Source organism: Taklimakanibacter lacteus (assembly GCA_003576695.1).
GTDB lineage: Bacteria > Pseudomonadota > Alphaproteobacteria > Rhizobiales > Aestuariivirgaceae > Taklimakanibacter > Taklimakanibacter lacteus.
The window spans coordinates 103,614-119,106 of the sequence record QOZQ01000015.1; the positions used below are offsets into that span (position 1 = coordinate 103,614).

The 15,493-nt window shown below is 63.2% G+C and carries 17 protein-coding genes; 11 read left to right on the forward strand and 6 right to left on the reverse strand.

Annotated features, from left to right (window positions below; translation table 11 throughout):
- Genes DT068_RS25690 through DT068_RS25705 form a run of 4 tightly spaced genes read right to left on the reverse strand, consistent with a single transcriptional unit; the run spans window position 1 to window position 3,688 of the window.
- Window positions 1-822, reverse strand: coding sequence for an urease accessory protein UreD (locus DT068_RS25690; protein WP_119392761.1), 822 nt, complete (start codon window positions 820-822; stop codon window positions 1-3).
- Window positions 823-858: 36 nt separating this feature from the next.
- Window positions 859-1,278, reverse strand: coding sequence for a GNAT family acetyltransferase (locus tag DT068_RS25695; RefSeq protein WP_119392762.1), 420 nt, complete (start codon window positions 1,276-1,278; stop codon window positions 859-861).
- Window positions 1,275-2,693 (reverse strand): FAD-binding oxidoreductase, encoded by a 1,419-nt coding sequence (locus DT068_RS25700; protein ID WP_119392763.1) that lies wholly within the window; start codon window positions 2,691-2,693, stop codon window positions 1,275-1,277. Before DT068_RS25700 ends, DT068_RS25695 begins: the two co-directional genes overlap by 4 nt.
- Window positions 2,690-3,688, reverse strand: a complete 999-nt coding sequence (locus DT068_RS25705; protein WP_438816457.1) for an L-threonylcarbamoyladenylate synthase — start codon at window positions 3,686-3,688, stop codon at window positions 2,690-2,692. Before DT068_RS25705 ends, DT068_RS25700 begins: the two co-directional genes overlap by 4 nt.
- Between DT068_RS25705 and DT068_RS25710 the strand changes: the two genes are divergently transcribed.
- Genes DT068_RS25710 through DT068_RS25730 form a run of 5 tightly spaced genes read left to right on the forward strand, consistent with a single transcriptional unit; the run spans window position 3,679 to window position 7,492 of the window.
- On the forward strand, window positions 3,679-4,500 hold the full coding sequence (locus tag DT068_RS25710) for an SDR family oxidoreductase (protein ID WP_119392764.1): 822 nt from the start codon (window positions 3,679-3,681) through the stop codon (window positions 4,498-4,500). The two genes, DT068_RS25705 and DT068_RS25710, sit on opposite strands and share 10 nt — an antisense overlap.
- Window positions 4,501-4,502: 2 nt before the next feature.
- A complete protein-coding gene (locus DT068_RS25715) occupies window positions 4,503-5,483 on the forward strand; it encodes a histone deacetylase family protein (RefSeq protein WP_119392765.1) in 981 nt (326 codons plus the stop codon).
- On the forward strand, window positions 5,473-5,721 hold the full coding sequence (locus tag DT068_RS25720; RefSeq protein ID WP_119392766.1) for an exodeoxyribonuclease VII small subunit: 249 nt from the start codon (window positions 5,473-5,475) through the stop codon (window positions 5,719-5,721). Before DT068_RS25715 ends, DT068_RS25720 begins: the two co-directional genes overlap by 11 nt.
- On the forward strand, window positions 5,718-6,455 hold the full coding sequence (locus DT068_RS25725) for a TlyA family RNA methyltransferase (protein ID WP_119392767.1): 738 nt from the start codon (window positions 5,718-5,720) through the stop codon (window positions 6,453-6,455). The genes DT068_RS25720 and DT068_RS25725 overlap by 4 nt, the downstream gene beginning before the upstream one ends.
- Window positions 6,452-7,492: a methyltransferase domain-containing protein gene (locus tag DT068_RS25730; protein ID WP_119392768.1), complete on the forward strand. Its 1,041-nt coding sequence runs from the start codon at window positions 6,452-6,454 to the stop codon at window positions 7,490-7,492. Before DT068_RS25725 ends, DT068_RS25730 begins: the two co-directional genes overlap by 4 nt.
- Here the strand turns inward: DT068_RS25730 and DT068_RS25735 are convergent.
- Complete coding sequence (locus DT068_RS25735; RefSeq protein WP_438816458.1) at window positions 7,489-8,502, reverse strand: helix-turn-helix domain-containing protein; 1,014 nt, start codon at window positions 8,500-8,502, stop codon at window positions 7,489-7,491. The genes DT068_RS25730 and DT068_RS25735 overlap by 4 nt on opposite strands.
- 158 nt (window positions 8,503-8,660) lie before the next feature.
- Between DT068_RS25735 and DT068_RS25740 the strand changes: the two genes are divergently transcribed.
- The gene (locus DT068_RS25740) at window positions 8,661-9,734 is read left to right on the forward strand and encodes an alpha/beta hydrolase family protein (protein WP_119392769.1); all 1,074 of its coding nucleotides are present in this window, start codon (window positions 8,661-8,663) and stop codon (window positions 9,732-9,734) included.
- Window positions 9,735-9,855: 121 nt separating this feature from the next.
- Window positions 9,856-11,064 carry a tetratricopeptide repeat protein gene (locus tag DT068_RS25745; RefSeq protein WP_119392770.1) on the forward strand — a complete coding sequence of 403 codons (1,209 nt, stop codon included), beginning with the start codon at window positions 9,856-9,858 and terminating at the stop codon, window positions 11,062-11,064.
- 61 nt (window positions 11,065-11,125) lie between these two features.
- On the opposite strand, the gene DT068_RS25750 is transcribed toward DT068_RS25745, so the two are convergent.
- The gene (locus tag DT068_RS25750; RefSeq protein WP_119392771.1) at window positions 11,126-11,692 is read right to left on the reverse strand and encodes a biotin transporter BioY; all 567 of its coding nucleotides are present in this window, start codon (window positions 11,690-11,692) and stop codon (window positions 11,126-11,128) included.
- Between the two features lie 75 nt (window positions 11,693-11,767).
- Between DT068_RS25750 and DT068_RS25755 the strand changes: the two genes are divergently transcribed.
- The 4 genes from DT068_RS25755 to aroC all read left to right on the forward strand — a co-directional run bounded on the left by DT068_RS25755 (window position 11,768) and on the right by aroC (window position 15,364).
- Window positions 11,768-12,673: an MBL fold metallo-hydrolase gene (locus DT068_RS25755; RefSeq protein ID WP_119392772.1), complete on the forward strand. Its 906-nt coding sequence runs from the start codon at window positions 11,768-11,770 to the stop codon at window positions 12,671-12,673.
- Between the two features lie 95 nt (window positions 12,674-12,768).
- Window positions 12,769-13,593 carry an enoyl-ACP reductase FabI gene (gene fabI, locus DT068_RS25760; RefSeq protein ID WP_119392773.1) on the forward strand — a complete coding sequence of 275 codons (825 nt, stop codon included), beginning with the start codon at window positions 12,769-12,771 and terminating at the stop codon, window positions 13,591-13,593.
- The gene (locus DT068_RS25765; RefSeq protein WP_162914466.1) at window positions 13,586-14,206 is read left to right on the forward strand and encodes a histidine phosphatase family protein; all 621 of its coding nucleotides are present in this window, start codon (window positions 13,586-13,588) and stop codon (window positions 14,204-14,206) included. The genes fabI and DT068_RS25765 overlap by 8 nt, the downstream gene beginning before the upstream one ends.
- Window positions 14,207-14,275: 69 nt before the next feature.
- The gene (aroC, locus tag DT068_RS25770; protein ID WP_119392775.1) at window positions 14,276-15,364 is read left to right on the forward strand and encodes a chorismate synthase; all 1,089 of its coding nucleotides are present in this window, start codon (window positions 14,276-14,278) and stop codon (window positions 15,362-15,364) included.
- Window positions 15,365-15,493 lie beyond the last annotated feature (129 nt).

The following is a 15,493-nucleotide window of genomic DNA, read 5'->3' on the forward strand; positions in this document are numbered from 1 at the left end:
TCAGGCCGCCCAAACTTTTGGCACCTCACTCCCGCCGGAAAGCAAAGATACCAGCGGAACAAGCGTTTGTCTGAGCTCATAGGCCCCTCTCGCCGTCAATCTAGCAAGAAGCTTGCCAGCGAAAGCGGAAGTGGCAAGGGTGGGGAACTTGGCGCGCAGGCGATCGAGATGCTCCTCGGCATCGGGCGCCATCAGCGCAATAGTGGCAAGTGCCCGATCGCCTGCCGCGACAGCGCGCCGCTGCAGCATATCGTCGACCTCCCCCTCGAAGCGCACATTGTCCGCGAGAATGACCTTGCCGTCGCGGCGAACCACCCACTGATCGCGCAAGCTGGCCCGTCTTACCGTCTCGCCCATGGCGGCGCGGCCAAAGACGAAGGCCTCGACGATGAGCAGGCGGGCATCAGCTGCGAGATCGGCCTCCAGGCCGCGGTTGAGCGCCGAACCGTCGAACAAGATGGTTTCCTGCGGCATCCAGTCGAGACGCGCATTCCTGCCGATCTCCAGCTTGATCGACAGATGCGCCGGCTCGCCATCGGGCGAGCGATAGATCCGCTCGCAAGCCTGGCTCACGCAAGTGAGGCCGGCGCCTTCCCCGGCAGCAATGGTCCAGGACAACCGGTCACCGCCGGTCAGTCCGCCGGCCGTATTGATCAACACGGCCTCGCAGGTGGATTTGTTCGCCGGCGAGGGAAAGCGGATCTTGGCCGCGCCTGACTGATAGAGCCGGTCGATGGCGGAACCGCGCGGCGTATGCTTGACCGCGATGCGCCCTTCGGCATCGACGCGCTGGAATTGAGCTGATGGAGACGCTGGCTTCACCGGCTCACTCTGCCGGGCGTGGACCGGAAAGGCAAGTCAGCGGTCGATATCGCGCTTGCCCATGACGATCACATCGCGCGTCTCGTAGCCGAGCGCTGCATAGAAGGCGCGCACCTTCTCGTTCTCCGTGCGGATGTTGAGGTTGAGCGCCCAGACGCCGCGCGCCTTGAGCCAGGCCTCGGCCGCCGCAACCGTCTCGCGGCCAAGACCCCTGCCCTGAAAAGCCGGGCTGACCGCCACATAATAGATCCAGCCACGATGGCCGTCATGGCCGACCATGACGGATGAGACAAGCGCATCATCGGCAAAGCCCAGGAGGATATCGGAGCCTTGCTTGCCACGGGCGAAATCGATGTCGCGGCGGGGATCGTTCCAGGGCCTCACCAGGCCGCAATCCGTCCACAACGCGACCACCGCATCGATGTCGTGTTCCGTGAGGGGCCGGAACGCGATCATGACGGCAATACCTTGCCGGGATTGAGGATGTTCTTCGGATCGAACAGTTTCTTGACATCGCGCATCATCTGCAGCTCCACCGGCGACTTGATCTTGGTCATCAGATCGCGCTTGAGCCGGCCGATGCCGTGCTCGGCGCTGATTGATCCGCCATGCTTCAGCACGACATCGAAGACGACATCGTTCATCGCCTGCCATTGCCCGAGGAACGCCTGCTTGTCCATGCCGATGGGCTGGCTCACATTGAAATGCAGATTGCCGTCGCCGATATGCCCGAAGGGCATCGGCCGCGCACCGGGCATGAAGGCATGGATGGCGGCAAGCGCCGCGTCGACAAAAATCGGCAGCTCGGAGATCGGCACCGACACGTCATGCTTGATCGAGCCGCCCTCACGCTTCTGCACCTCGACAATGGCCTGGCGGATGAACCAGAGATCCTTGCGCTGCGCCTCCGACTGCGCGACCGTCGCGTCGAGCACGATGCCCTGTTCGGCCGCTTCACCGAGAATCTCGGTGAGCACACTGTCGAGATCGCCCGAGCCCGACAATTCGATCAGCACATACCAGGGGGCTGCGGCGGCAAAGGGATCGCGGATCGGAAAATGCTTGAGGGTGAACTCAAAGCCGTTGCGTGGAAAGAGCTCTATGGCAGTCACGGGTGAACTGCTGCGCTGGCGCGCCAGGCCTAAGAGATCGAGCGCCGCCTTGACCGAGGGCAGCGCCACGAAGGCGGTGGCGCGGCTGCTCGGATGCGGAAACAGTTTCATGACCGCGCCGGTGATCACGCCCAGCGTCCCTTCGGCGCCAATGAACAGGTTCTTCAGATCATAGCCGGTATTGTCCTTGCGCAGGCTCTTGAGCCCGCTCCAGACGCGGCCATCGGCCAGCACCACTTCGAGCCCCAGGCATAGATCGCGCGTATTGCCGTAGGCGAGAACGCCCAGGCCGCCGGCATTGGTCGAGAGATTGCCGCCGATGCGGCAGGAACCTTCGGATTCCAGGCTCAAGGGAAAGAAGCGCTCGACCTTCTCCGCCTCGTCCTGCACCGTCTTCAGCGTGACGCCAGCATCGACGGTGATGCTGTTGTTGACGGCATCCACCTTGCGGATCCGCGTCATGCGGTCGAGCGAAAGCACGACTTCGTCGCCGCGTTCAAAAGGAATCTGGCCGCCGACCAGCCCGGTATTGCCGCTTTGCGGCACGATGGCGGTTTCAGTTTCATGCGCGATGGCCAGAATTTTCGAGACCTCTCCGGTCAATGCCGGCCGCAGCACCATGGGCGACTTGCCGGTCCATATCTCGCGCCATTCCGTCATATAGGCGGTCATCTCGCGCGCGTCGGTGATCGCATATTTTTCGCCGACCACGGCGGCGAGGCGCGAAAGTGTCCGATCTGAAGGCTTGGTGGTCATCATTTCACCTGGGAACGCGGGGCTGCCGCGCGCGTGAGCCGGTCATTGATCGCCTCGCCCAGGCCCTCGCCGGGAATGGGCGCCACGGCAATCGCCTTGACGCCGGTCGCGTCGATCTCATGCAGCAGGCGGAAGAGATTGGCGGCGGCCTCTGTCAGGTCGCCGGCCGGCGACAGATTGAAGGCGGCATCAGGATACGCAGCGCCGAAGGCGAGATAGGCCTCACCCTTCTTGGCTCCTCTGGCATTGAGCCGGAGCCTGGCGCGCGGCGCGTAATGGCTTTCGAGCTGGCCCGGCGCGGACGGCTTCTTCGCGTCACCGCCAACCCCGAGCCTGTGGCCAAGCGCGCTTTCGATTTCGGCCCGCGCGAGGCCACCCGGCCGCAGCAGGCGCGCGCGCCCGTCAAGGAAACCTACAATGGTGGATTCGAGCCCGATGGCTGAAGGTCCCCCGTCCAGGATGACGCTCACCTTGCTGCCGAGGCCCGCTTCGACATGCGCGGCCGTGGTCGGGCTGATGCGCCCGGAAGGATTGGCGCTCGGCGCCACGACCGGCAGGCGCACCGCCTTGAGCAAGGCCTGGGCCAGGGGGTGTTTCGGCACCCTGATGGCGAGGCTCGGCATGCCGGCGGAGGCGAGCAGCGATACCGGGCATCCCTTGCGGCGGGGCACCACCAGGGTCAGCGGCCCCGGCCAGAACAATTTGGCGAGCTCGCTGGCCTCCGGGCTGAACTCGCCCAAAGCGACGGCGTCCTCGAGCGAGGGCACATGCACGATCAGCGGATTGAAGCGCGGCCGGCCTTTGGCGGCGAAGACCTGCGCCACCGCCGCGTCACGGGTCGCATCGGCCCCCAGGCCATAGACGGTCTCGGTCGGGAAGGCGACGAGCTTGCCCGCGATCAAGGCCTCTGCGGCTTGGGTGACGGAATGGGTCAGAAGCGTTTTCCCGGTTGCAATTGAGGGAGGGTCTCTATAGCAGCTTGAAGAGGATGACGTCACTTAAAGGCCGCACATTATTCATCACCGGCGCCTCGCGTGGCATCGGCCTCGCCATTGCGCTCAGAGCGGCGCGTGAGGGGGCCAATATCGCCATTGCCGCGAAGACAGTCATGCCGCACCCCAAGCTCGAAGGCACCATTTACACCGCGGCGGAAGCCATCGAAGCGGCCGGCGGACAGGCGCACGCGCTCCAGGTCGATATCCGCGATCAGGCCCAGGTCCAGGCTGCAGTGGATGCAACCCTGCATCGCTTCGGGGGCATCGATATCTGCATCAACAATGCCTCGGCCATCGCTCTCAGCGACACGCTCAACCTCGACATGAAACGTTTCGACCTCATGCAGGCCGTGAACGGGCGCGGCGCCTTCCTGGTTTCCAAACTGTGCCTGCCGCACCTCCTCAAAGCCCCTCATCCGCATATCCTGACACTGGCGCCGCCAATCAATCTCGATCCGCGCTGGTTCGCGCCGCATCTTGGCTATACGATGGCAAAATACGCCATGAGCCTTGTCACGCTGGGTCTTGCCGAGGAATTCCGCGACCGTGTCGCGGTCAATGCCCTGTGGCCGCGAACCACCATCGCGACCGCGGCGATCGGCAATATCGTGGGGGGCGACGAGATGATGCGGCGGTCGCGAAAGCCTGAGATCATGGCCGATGCCGCCTTTCTGGTCCTGACCAAACCGGTCAGCTTCAGCGGGCATTTCCTGATCGATGAGGATGTGCTCAAAAGCCATGGCGTCACCGATCTCGAAGGTTATAGACTCGACCCTTCGGTTGACCTGCAGCCCGATTTGTTCCTAAGCCAATAGCCATGACGACATTGCTGTTGCACCATCATGCAAGCCTCGCCCACGAAAACCCGCCGGGCCACCCCGAGCGGGTCGACCGCATCAAGGCGATCAACCAGATCCTGTCGCATTCCCATTTCAAGCCCTTGAAGCGCAAGCAGGCGCCCACCGCACGCGATGAGGATATCATCCGCGCCCATCCCGACGGCTATCTGCGCCAGATCCGCGAGGCCTCGCCGGAAGACGGCTTCGCCCAGATCGACATGGACACCTTCATGTCGCCGGGCTCGCTGGAAGCGGCCTTGCGCGGCGCCGGTGCCGCGGTCGCTGCGGTCGACGCCGTCTTCAGCGGCGAGGCTGACAATGCCTTCTGCGCCATGCGACCGCCCGGCCATCATGCCGAAGCGCGCCGGGCCATGGGTTTCTGCCTGTTCAACAATGCCGCCATCGCCGCCCTCTATGCGCGCGAGCGCTTCGATGCCGAACGCGTCGCCGTGGTCGATTTCGACGTGCATCACGGCAATGGCACCCAGGACATCTTCTGGAACGACAGCGACCTTTTCTATGGCTCGACCCACCAGATGCCGCTCTACCCCGGCACGGGTGCGGCGTCAGAGACCGGTGTCGGCAACATCTTCAATGCCCCATTGCGTGAAGGCGACGGCGGCGTTGAATTCCGCACCGCGATGGCGACCAGGATACTGCCGGCTCTCGATGCCTTCGGCCCCGACCTGGTGATCATCTCGGCGGGCTTCGATGCGCATCGCGAAGACCCTCTGGGCGGCCTCAGCTTCACCGAGGAGGACTTCGTCTGGGCGACCCTCAACGTGATGGAAGTCGCCGACAAGCATGCCGAAGGGCGCGTTGTATCGGTGCTCGAAGGCGGCTATGACCTCAGGGCGCTTGCCGCTTCGGTCGCCGTGCATGTCCAGGCGCTGATCCGCGGCACCGGCGATCTTCTGGCGCGGACGCCGGACAATGAGGATGATGACGATGGCGAATGAGAGGACCGCAATCACCGCGATGAGCTTCGAGACGGCGCTGGCCGAGCTGGAAGATATCGTCGAGAAGCTCGAATCCGGCAAGGTCGACCTCGAATCCTCGATCGCCATCTATGAGCGCGGCGAGGCGCTGAAGAAACATTGCGAGAAGCTGCTGAAGGATGCCGAAGCGCGGATCGAGAAGATCACGCTCAAGGCGGATGGCACGCCGGCCGGCACGGAACCTCTGGATCCGGGGTGACGCGCACGCGGCTCGACGAAGCGCTGGTCGCGCGCGGCCTCTATCCGACGCGCTCAAGGGCGCGCGATGCGATAAAGCGCGGCACTGTCATCGTCGATGGCGTCATGATCACCAAACCCGCCCAGCCGGTGGCCGCCAATGCTGTCATTGCACTCACGGATGAAGCCCGCGCCTATGTGTCCCGCGCCGCCCTCAAGCTCAAGCACGCGCTGGATCACTTCCAATTGTCGCCGCAGGGCCTCAATTGCCTCGATGTCGGCGCATCGACCGGCGGCTTCAGCGAAGTGCTGCTCGAGCAGGGCGCCCGCCATGTCACGGCCATCGATGTCGGCCATGACCAGTTCGCGCCGCCGCTCGCGCAGGATCCGCGCATCACGCTTCGCGAAGGCCTCAATGCGCGGGACCTCACCGCGGCGCAGATGGAAATGCCGCTCCAGTTCATTGTCTGCGATGTGAGCTTCATCTCCCTCAAGCTGGCCTTGCCCAAAGCTCTTGCTTTGGCGGCAGCCGGGGCCAGGCTCGTTGCGCTGATCAAGCCGCAATTCGAGGCTGGCCGCGAGGCCCTGGGCAAGGACGGTGTGGTCAAAAGCGAGACGCTGCGTCAGCAGATTTGCGACGATATCGCGTCTTGGCTTCAGGCCTCGGGTTGGCATGTGATAGGCTTGGTGCCGTCGCCGCTTGCGGGCGGCAGCGGCAACCAGGAATTCCTGATCGCGGCGGAGAAGTCAGCATGACGCCTTTCGAAAGCCTCCACTATGCCGGCCGCCAGGGCGCGCGCGTCGCCTGGTATATGGGGCATTATTTCGCCTCGCGCCGCTTCCGCGCCGCGAAGCCGGCCGAGGAGCGCAAATCGGCAGGCGGCAAAGGCCCGGGCCGCAACTTCATCTTCGAGCAGATGGGCAATCTCTTCGCCCGCGATCTCGCCAATGTGGCCAAGGGTCACTATCCGATGCCGCGCGACCGCGACGGCACGCTGCGCCAGGTTATCGAGACCAGCCGGCGCTATTTCGCCGATCTGCCGGCGGCCGCCGAAAGGAAAGCGCAAGGCCAGGGCGCTGAAGTCTACTCAGCCGAGCTTGCCGAGAAATTCCCCGCTTACTTCCTGCAGAACTTCCATTTCCAGACCGGCGGTTATCTGACCGAGGAGTCGGCGAAACTCTACGACATGCAGGTCGAGGTGCTGTTCTCAGGCACCGCCAATGCGATGCGCCGGCAATGCCTGGTGCCGATCGCCGAATATCTGCGCCACAAGGACCAGCGCCTGATGGCGCTGCTCGATGTCGCCTGCGGCACCGGGCGTTTCCTGCGCTTTGCCAGGGAGGCCTTTCCCCGCCTTGCCGCGACCGGCATCGATCTCTCGGAAGCCTATATCGAAGAAGCCTGCCAGCACGTGCAGCCTTATAAGGTCGAGTTCAGGTACGGCGCCGCGGAAACCTTGCCCTTTGCCGATCAATCCTTCGATATCGTCACCTCGATCTATCTCTTCCACGAAGTGCCCCCGGCGATCCGCCGCGCCATTGCCGTGGAATTCGCCCGCGTGCTGAAGCCGGGCGGCCTCCTGGTCTTCATGGATTCACTGCAGCCCGGCGACATGCCGGAAGTCGACGCCATGCTCGAAGCCTTCCCGGTTAATTTCCACGAGCCTTATTATCCGTCCTATCTGCGCGAGGATCTGACGAATGTATTTGCTCAGGCAGGCTTCAAGGACGTGAGGGCTGAACCAATCTTCTTGTCAAAGCTGGTGACGGCAACGAAACCGGATCTGGCCTAGGCCGCATTCTGCTCGCGCCAGGCGACCGGACTCAATCCCGTCACCCGGCGGAATTCGCGATTGAAGTTCGATTTGGTCTGGAAGCCCGATTCGAACATCACCGCCGTCACCGCATGATCAGTGTCCTTGAGCAGGCGGCAGGCTTCAGCGATGCGGTGGTCATTCACATATTGCGAGACATTCTTGGCGGTCAGTCGGTTGATGGCGCCCGATATGCGCCGGGCCGGAATGCCGGCGCGGCGCGCCAGCCGCGTGAGATTGAGATTCTCGTCGCGATAGAGCTTCTGGGTCAGCATCATGCTCTCGATGCGGGCGAGAATGTCGCGATCCTCCGCACTTGCCGGCACGCCCGGCGGCTCGGCATCGCGTTTTGTCTCGGGCTCGGGCTGGGTGCGCCCGGCAACGGACGCCGCCAAGCCGAGCAACATGAGACCGAGGATATTGGCGCTGCTGACGAGAGCCGCCACATTGGCGCCCTTCGCCCATTCGAAATCGAGCAGCACGATGAGATCGAAAAGAGCCGAGGCGCAAAGCGCGCCGGCGGCGATCTGCAAAGCGCGATAGGCCGGTAAGGCGCCTTCGAACCGGGCCTCGTCGAGCGCATCCGGACCGGCGCGGCCCATATTGAGGAGGACGAAGGCGTAAGCGACATAGAGAACGATAAGCGCCGCATCGATCAGTATGGGCCAGGCGATGATCAGCAGAATGACAAGCGCGACGGGGCCTGCAAAAACCAGGTAAATCCAGCGGCTGCGAAAGCGATCATCCCCGCGGACCAGGCTTCTGAAGCTCGCATACACCAAAGGCGGCAAAGCAGCGGCGAGGACCGGCAACAGGAAACGAACCTCGGTAAAGCCATAACCCCAGCGCAAACCGACGCATACCGACTGCACGACACACAACGCGATCAGGGCCAGAAATGGCCGGTTGGTCCAGTTCTCGTCATTGCGGCGCAGGAGTGTGACGAACAGGATCGCGAGCAGCAGCGCCACGACGAAAGGCAAAGGCACGAAAAGCAAGAAAACCTCCGAAATCCAGGCAGGCAGGCCCGCACAATGGCCAAAATCGCGATCCGGGACGACCTCAAACATGATCAAGGACGCCAGATGAGAGGCCAGGCTTGAGAAAGCGGAGCCTGCCCGGTTCCCGGGCATTCCGTGAGGTCTCCATGAAAACCGCCCTGCTCCTGCTCTCCATTCTGTTCGCCCTGGTCGCCGGCAAACCCTTATTCGCCGATGAATCCGTGGGCGTTCAAACCATCACCATCGCCTCACCGGCACGTGGCAAGGATCTCAAGGTCACCGTCTGGTATCCGGCCCGTCCGGGCGGCGAGCCGAAAATGGTCGGCGACAGCAAGCTGTTCCAGGGCGCGCCAGCCCTTGCCAATGCGCCTCTGGCCCCAGGCCGCTTCCCGCTCATCCTCGTCTCGCATGGTTCGGGCGCCCGGATCGAGAATCTGGGCTGGCTTGCGACAGGCCTCGTCCGGGCCGGCTTCATCGTCGCCGGCCCCAATCATCCCGGTACCACCAGTGGCGATTCAACCCCCTTCGACACGACCAAGCTGTGGGAACGGACGAATGATCTCTCGATCGTCCTTACCGCCCTGACGAGCGATCCCACCTGGCAAGCCGCCATCGCCAAGAACGAGGTCGGCGTGCTCGGCTTTTCACTGGGCGGCAGCACCGCAATGGAGATTGCGGGCGCCAGGGCCAATCGCGAGGCCTATGCGCGCTATTGCGAGACCTATCCGAAGATGGCGGATTGTGTCTGGTTTGCCGGCGGCAAGGGATATATCGATGGTGAAGCGGTGGTCAGCGAAAAGATCGATCTGCACCGGATCGACAAGGATCGCTTCGAGCAATCAAACCGCGATCCACGCATCAGGGCCGCCGTGCTTGTCGATCCAGGCCATGCCCAGGCCTATGACGTGCAAAGCCTGAAGGAGATCGCCATTCCGATGAACTTCATCAATCTCGGCGGGCCAGGCAAGATCCCGGTCGCCGTCATTGCGGACGAACTGGCGCGACTCGTGCCCAAGGCCACCTATGCACAGGTCGACGATGCGGTGCATTTCAGCTTCCTTGCCGAATGCAAACCCGGGGGCGCCGCATTTCTGAGATCGCTCGGCGAGACCGACCGGCTCTGCGACGACGGCGGGGCAAGGTGGCGCGCGGATATCCATGCCGAACTCGTCAGGTTGATCGCGGCTGCTTTTGCCCGCAGCCTCAAGGCCGGCATGTGATGATGATTTAGGCGGCTTTCGGCGGCGGCCGAGCGCGCCGTTGACCTCTGACAAAAGGCCCAATAGACATGACTTCGGATCCGCGCAAGCCAAAGTCATGTTTTCAGGCATCTGCTGAGCAATGGCCGAAGGACAAAGCAACGGCAATGGCCGCCTCAACAGCTGGAAAGAGATCGCGGCGTTTTTCGGCCGCGACGAACGCACCGTGAAGCGCTGGGAACATCAGCGCGGCCTGCCGGTGCATCGGTTTCCGGGCGACGGCCGCAGCCCGGTCTATGCCTATCGGCGCGACCTCGAAACCTGGCTGCGCAATGGCAAGGCCCCTGTTGCCCGCTCCGATGCCGCGGCCACGAAGCAACCCTCGCCGGAAGTGAAGGAGCTTCACCTCACCGGCGTCTATCTCTGGCAGAAGCGCACACCGGCGAGCCTCGCCAAAGCGGTCGAGACCTTCAAACAGGTTCTGGTACTCGATCCGAACTACGCACCGGCTCATGCGGGCCTCGCGACGGCCTATGACCTCATGGTCGAGCAGGATGCGCTTTCATCGGTCGAGGGCTTTCCACTGGCGAAGGAAGCGGCGGAGCGGGCCATCGCACTCGACCCCGGCCTCGCCCAGGCGCAAAGCGTGCTCGCCGATATCGAGTTCTTCTGGCTGCGCCAGACCGAGCGCGGCCTCAAGCGCTTTGCGCTCGCCGCCAAACTCGAGCCCACCTCGGTGCAGACGCTGCATTGGCATGCCGAAGCGTTGCTTTATTCCGGCCGCTTTGCCGAAGCGCTGGTCCAGATCGGGCGGGCGCAAGCGCTCGATCCGCAATCGCGCTCCATTCTGTCGGCCAAGGCGCTCATTCTCTTCCGCACCGGCAATCCGGCCGAGGCCGAGCGCTTGCTCATGCAGCTCGTCGCCAATGAGCCGGACTACCCGCCACCCTATTGGGGCCTGATCTTCATCCATCTCGCGCGCGCCGATCATGCGGGCTATCTCGACTGGTCGCAGCGGTTGTTTGACCTGAAGCGGTTCGCCGCCGGACAGGCGATTGCAGCAGCGGGCCGAACTGGGCTTGCGGCCTCCGGCATCGAGGGCATGGCGGCAGCGATGCTCGCCGCCGCCGAGCCTCATCATGCAAAGGGCGACGTCACCCATTACTACATGGCGCATATTAACGGCCTCAAGGGCGATTGGCGCAAGGCCGCCCGCTTCCTCAAGCAAGCGCTCGCCAGTCATGAGGATTCAGTGGTCGACTACAGCGTCGATCCTGCCTTCAGGGCCGCGCAGGCGATCCCGCAATTCCAGGAGCTGATGGCGGAAACGACCCTGCCGATGATCAAGTAAACGGGCAAAGAGAAAGGCGCGGAACCTTGTCCCGCGCCTTCACCATCTCAAGGTAAAATACTCAGCGCTTCGAGCTCAGATAGCTCCAGGCCGCCGGGAAAGCGATCGCCGCCAGGGCCGCCTTCAGGAGGTCACCCCAGATGAAGGGATAGAGACCGAGTTCGAGCACCTTGTCATAGCCGGTATATTGCGCGAGCCAGAGCAGGCCCGGAACATACACCACGGCAGCGCCGAGAACCATGATGGCGAACATGCTGATCACGCGACGGTCATGGCCACGCTCGGCGAACCAGCCGACAAGGGCTGCCGCCAGCACGAAGCCGATCAGATATCCCCAGGTGAAGATCACGCCGGAGGCATTCTTGAATTCCGCGAAGACCGGCAGGCCCACGACGCCCTCGAGGATATAGAGAACCAGCGTCGCCGCGCCGAGGCGCATGCCGAAGGCCGCACCGACGGCGAGAACGGCAAAGGTCTGCATGGTGATCGGCACCAGCGGCAGCGGAATGGTGATCTGGGCGCAAATAGCGATGAAGAGACTGCCCAAAACCGCCAGCAGCACCTGCTTTGTCCAGGATCCCGAAACCGGCCAGACGCGGCTTGCCAGTGTTGTCGTCGATGTGGTCATCTGTGCCCTCTTTTGCTTGATCGGCCCGGACTATAAAGCGGGCAGGTTTCGGTCACAACCTGATCTTTAGGCCTCATGGTTTCCTTGTCTTTCGACCGCGATTTCGACATCGCCCCCGGCGCCATAACGACACTATCGCCGCTCATCCGCCGGGTGGTGGCCGACAATCCGGGGCCCTTCACCTTCAAGGGAACGGCGAGCTTCATCGTGGGCCAGGGCGATGTGGCGATCATCGATCCGGGTCCGGACAGCGATGCGCATCTCGCCAACCTGCTCGCCGCCATCAAGACCGAGAAAGTCAGCCACATATTCGTGACGCACAGCCATCTCGATCATTCGCCCTTGGCGCCCCGTCTCCAGCAGGCGACGGGTGCCACGACCGTCGGTTATGGACCGGCCGTCCAGCTGGATCGGCAGGACGCCGGTGCGCTCCGGCTCGATGCCAGCATCGATACGCAGTTCGACCCCGATATCAGACTGGCGCATGGCGGCGTGATCGCGGGATCCAACTGGTCGCTCGAAGGCGTCTTCACGCCGGGCCATATGTCGAACCATATGAGCTACGCGCTCAAAGAGGAAAAGACCCTGTTCTGCGGCGATCATGTGATGGCCTGGGCGACCAGCGTCATCGCCCCGCCCGATGGCAATATGGGACAGTACTTCGCTTCATTGCGCCTGCTGCTCGAACGCGACGACGCCATCTATCACCCGGCGCATGGACCGCCGCGGCGCGACCCCCGGTCCCTGGTGCGCGCCTATCTGGTGCACCGGAAAATGCGCGAGGAGGCGATCGTCGCCAGGCTCAGGGCCGGTGACCGCAGCATCGAGGAGATCGTCAAGGCGAATTACGCCGATATCGATCCGAGGCTTCATGCCGCCGCCGGGCTCTCGACACTCGCTCATATCGAGCATCTGATCGAGCGGGGCCTCGTCCGACGCGGCCCCGACGGGGCGGCGAACGCACAATATTTCGCAACATAAATTGTATGTCTTTAGAGGTGGACCTCTGAAAACATCTGTGCCAGAAACGCGCCCGCCGGGGTTTCCCGCCCCTGGGCGCGGAATCAAGGCGAATCATGAGCGAATCCAAAGGGTTAATGGCCGGCAAGCGCGGCCTTGTCATGGGTGTGGCGAACAACCGGTCGATCGGCTGGGGCATAGCCCAGGCCTGCGCGCGCCAGGGTGCCGAACTCGCCTTCACCTATCAGGGCGATGCCCTGAAGAAGCGGGTGGAGCCCTTGGCGTCCGGCATCGGCTCGAAAGTCGTAGTGCCCTGTGATGTCACCGATATGACGTCGGTCGACCAGACCTTCGCGACCATCGCCAGGGAATGGGGCGAGCTCGATTTCGTCGTTCACGCCATCGCCTTTTCCGACAAGGACGAACTCACCGGGCGCTATGTCGACACGACCGCCGACAATTTCACCAAGACCATGTTCATCTCCTGCTACAGCTTCACCGCCATCGCGCAGCGCGCCGAGAAGCTGATGAGCAGGGGAGGCTCCCTCCTGACCCTAACCTATTACGGGGCGGAGAAGTGGATGCCGCACTACAATGTGATGGGTGTCGCCAAGGCGGCGCTCGAAGCGTCGGTGCGCTATATGGCGGCCGATCTCGGACCCAAGAATATCCGCGTCAATGCGATATCGGCCGGCCCGATCAAGACGCTCGCCGCCTCGGGCATCGGCGACTTCCGATACATCCTCAAATGGAACGAATATAACTCTCCGCTCCGGCGCACGGTCACCATCGATGAGGTCGGCGATTCGGGCCTCTATCTCCTTTCCGATCTCGGCCGCGGCGTCACCGGCGAGATCATGCATGTCGACGCCGGCTACCACATTGTCGGCATGAAGAATCCCGAAGCGCCCGACATCACGGTTGCGCAAAACGGTGATTGAGCCCAATCCGCCGATCTATTTCATCCGCCATGGCGAAACCGACTGGAACCGCGAAGGCCGCATCCAGGGTCAGATCGACATCCCGCTCAACGATGCCGGGCATCAGCAGGCCATTGCCATTTCGCGCGGGCTCAAGACTTTCCTGGGTGCAACCAAGGTCGATCTGTTCGTCGCAAGTCCGCTGACGCGTACGCGCCAGACCATGAGCTATCTGTTGCGCGAGTTCGACATGCCTCAGAACAAGGTCGAAGCCGAGCCCGCGATGCTGGAACTCGCTTTCGGCATATGGGAGGGCCATTATTTCAAGGACCTCAAGACCAGCCCGGAATACCCCAGGGACCTGGTGGATCGCTTCCGCTGGCGTCCGCCGGAAGGTGAAAGCTATGAGCAAGGGCTCGAAAGAGTCCGCCAGTGGATCGGACGCATCGATGGGCCAACCGTCATCGTCGCCCATGGGGCGATCGGGCGCTGCCTGATCGGGCTCGTCTCCGATCTGGCCCCTGCCTCCCTCGTCAAGGCCCCGACACCGCAGGGGCATTTCTGCCGCCTCCAGGACGGACGCATCGACTGGTTCGACGTCAACGGCCATCCGGCCGGCAATTTCGAAGATTAGCCATCCGGTTGCAAATCCTAATCGCCAAAGTCTTCAACTTTGTCGGGATTTGCTCTAATCAAGAGCGCCATGTCGCATAACAGCTTCGGCCATATGTTCCGGATGACGACCTTCGGCGAGAGCCATGGGCCGGCGCTCGGCTGCGTCGTCGACGGCTGTCCGCCGGGCATCTCGCTCACCGCCGCCGACATCCAGGCCTATCTCGACAAGCGCAGGCCCGGGCAGTCGCGCTTCACCACCCAGCGGCGCGAGCCCGACGAGGTCAAGGTTCTTTCCGGCGTCTTCGAGGACGAGCGCACCGGAGGTCCGGTGACGACGGGAACGCCGATCGCCCTCCTGATCGAGAATGTCGACCAGCGCTCGAAGGACTATTCGGCCATCCGCGACAAGTTCCGCCCCGGCCATGCCGACTACACCTACCTCGCCAAATATGGCGTGCGTGACTATCGCGGCGGCGGGCGTTCATCGGCACGCGAGACGGCGGCGCGGGTCGCGGCGGGCGCCATTGCCCGCAAGATCATCCCGCATGTCGCCGTGCGCGGCGCCCTCATCCAGATCGGCCCGCACAAGATCGACCGCACCCATTGGAACTGGGATGAGGTCGACCGCAACCCATTCTTCACGCCGGATTCCGCGGCGGTCGACGTCTGGACGGAATATCTCGATCAGGTGCGCAAGGCGGGTTCGTCCTGCGGCGCCATCATCGAAGTGGTGGCAAGCGGCGTGCCGCCCGGCTGGGGCGCTCCCCTTTATGGCAAGCTCGATCAGGAGATCGCCGCAGCCATGATGAGCATCAATGCGGTGAAGGGCGTCGAGATCGGCGCCGGCTTCGCCGCCGCCCTGCTTTCGGGCGAAGAGAATGCCGATGAGATGCGGATGCGGCACGGCAAGCCCGAATTCAGCACCAACCATGCCGGCGGCATATTGGGCGGCATCTCGACCGGCCAGGAAATCGTGGTGCGCTTCGCCGTCAAGCCGACATCCTCGATCCTGTCGCCGCGCAAGACGGTGACGGCGACCGGCGAGAACACCGACATCGTCACCACCGGGCGCCATGACCCTTGTGTCGGCATCCGTGCCGTGCCGGTGGGGGAGGCCATGCTCGCCATCGTGCTGGCCGACCATTTCCTCAGGCATCGCGGCCAGGTCGGCGGCTGACACGCACCGCAGGGAGTGAAAGTGTTTGCTGTGTGAAGTGAACGACAGGCGCAGCATACTGGTTGAATTTGCCGGATTCCGGCCGAATGCGCCTCAGCATCGCTATAAGTTGGTGACGTTTCGTCCGAT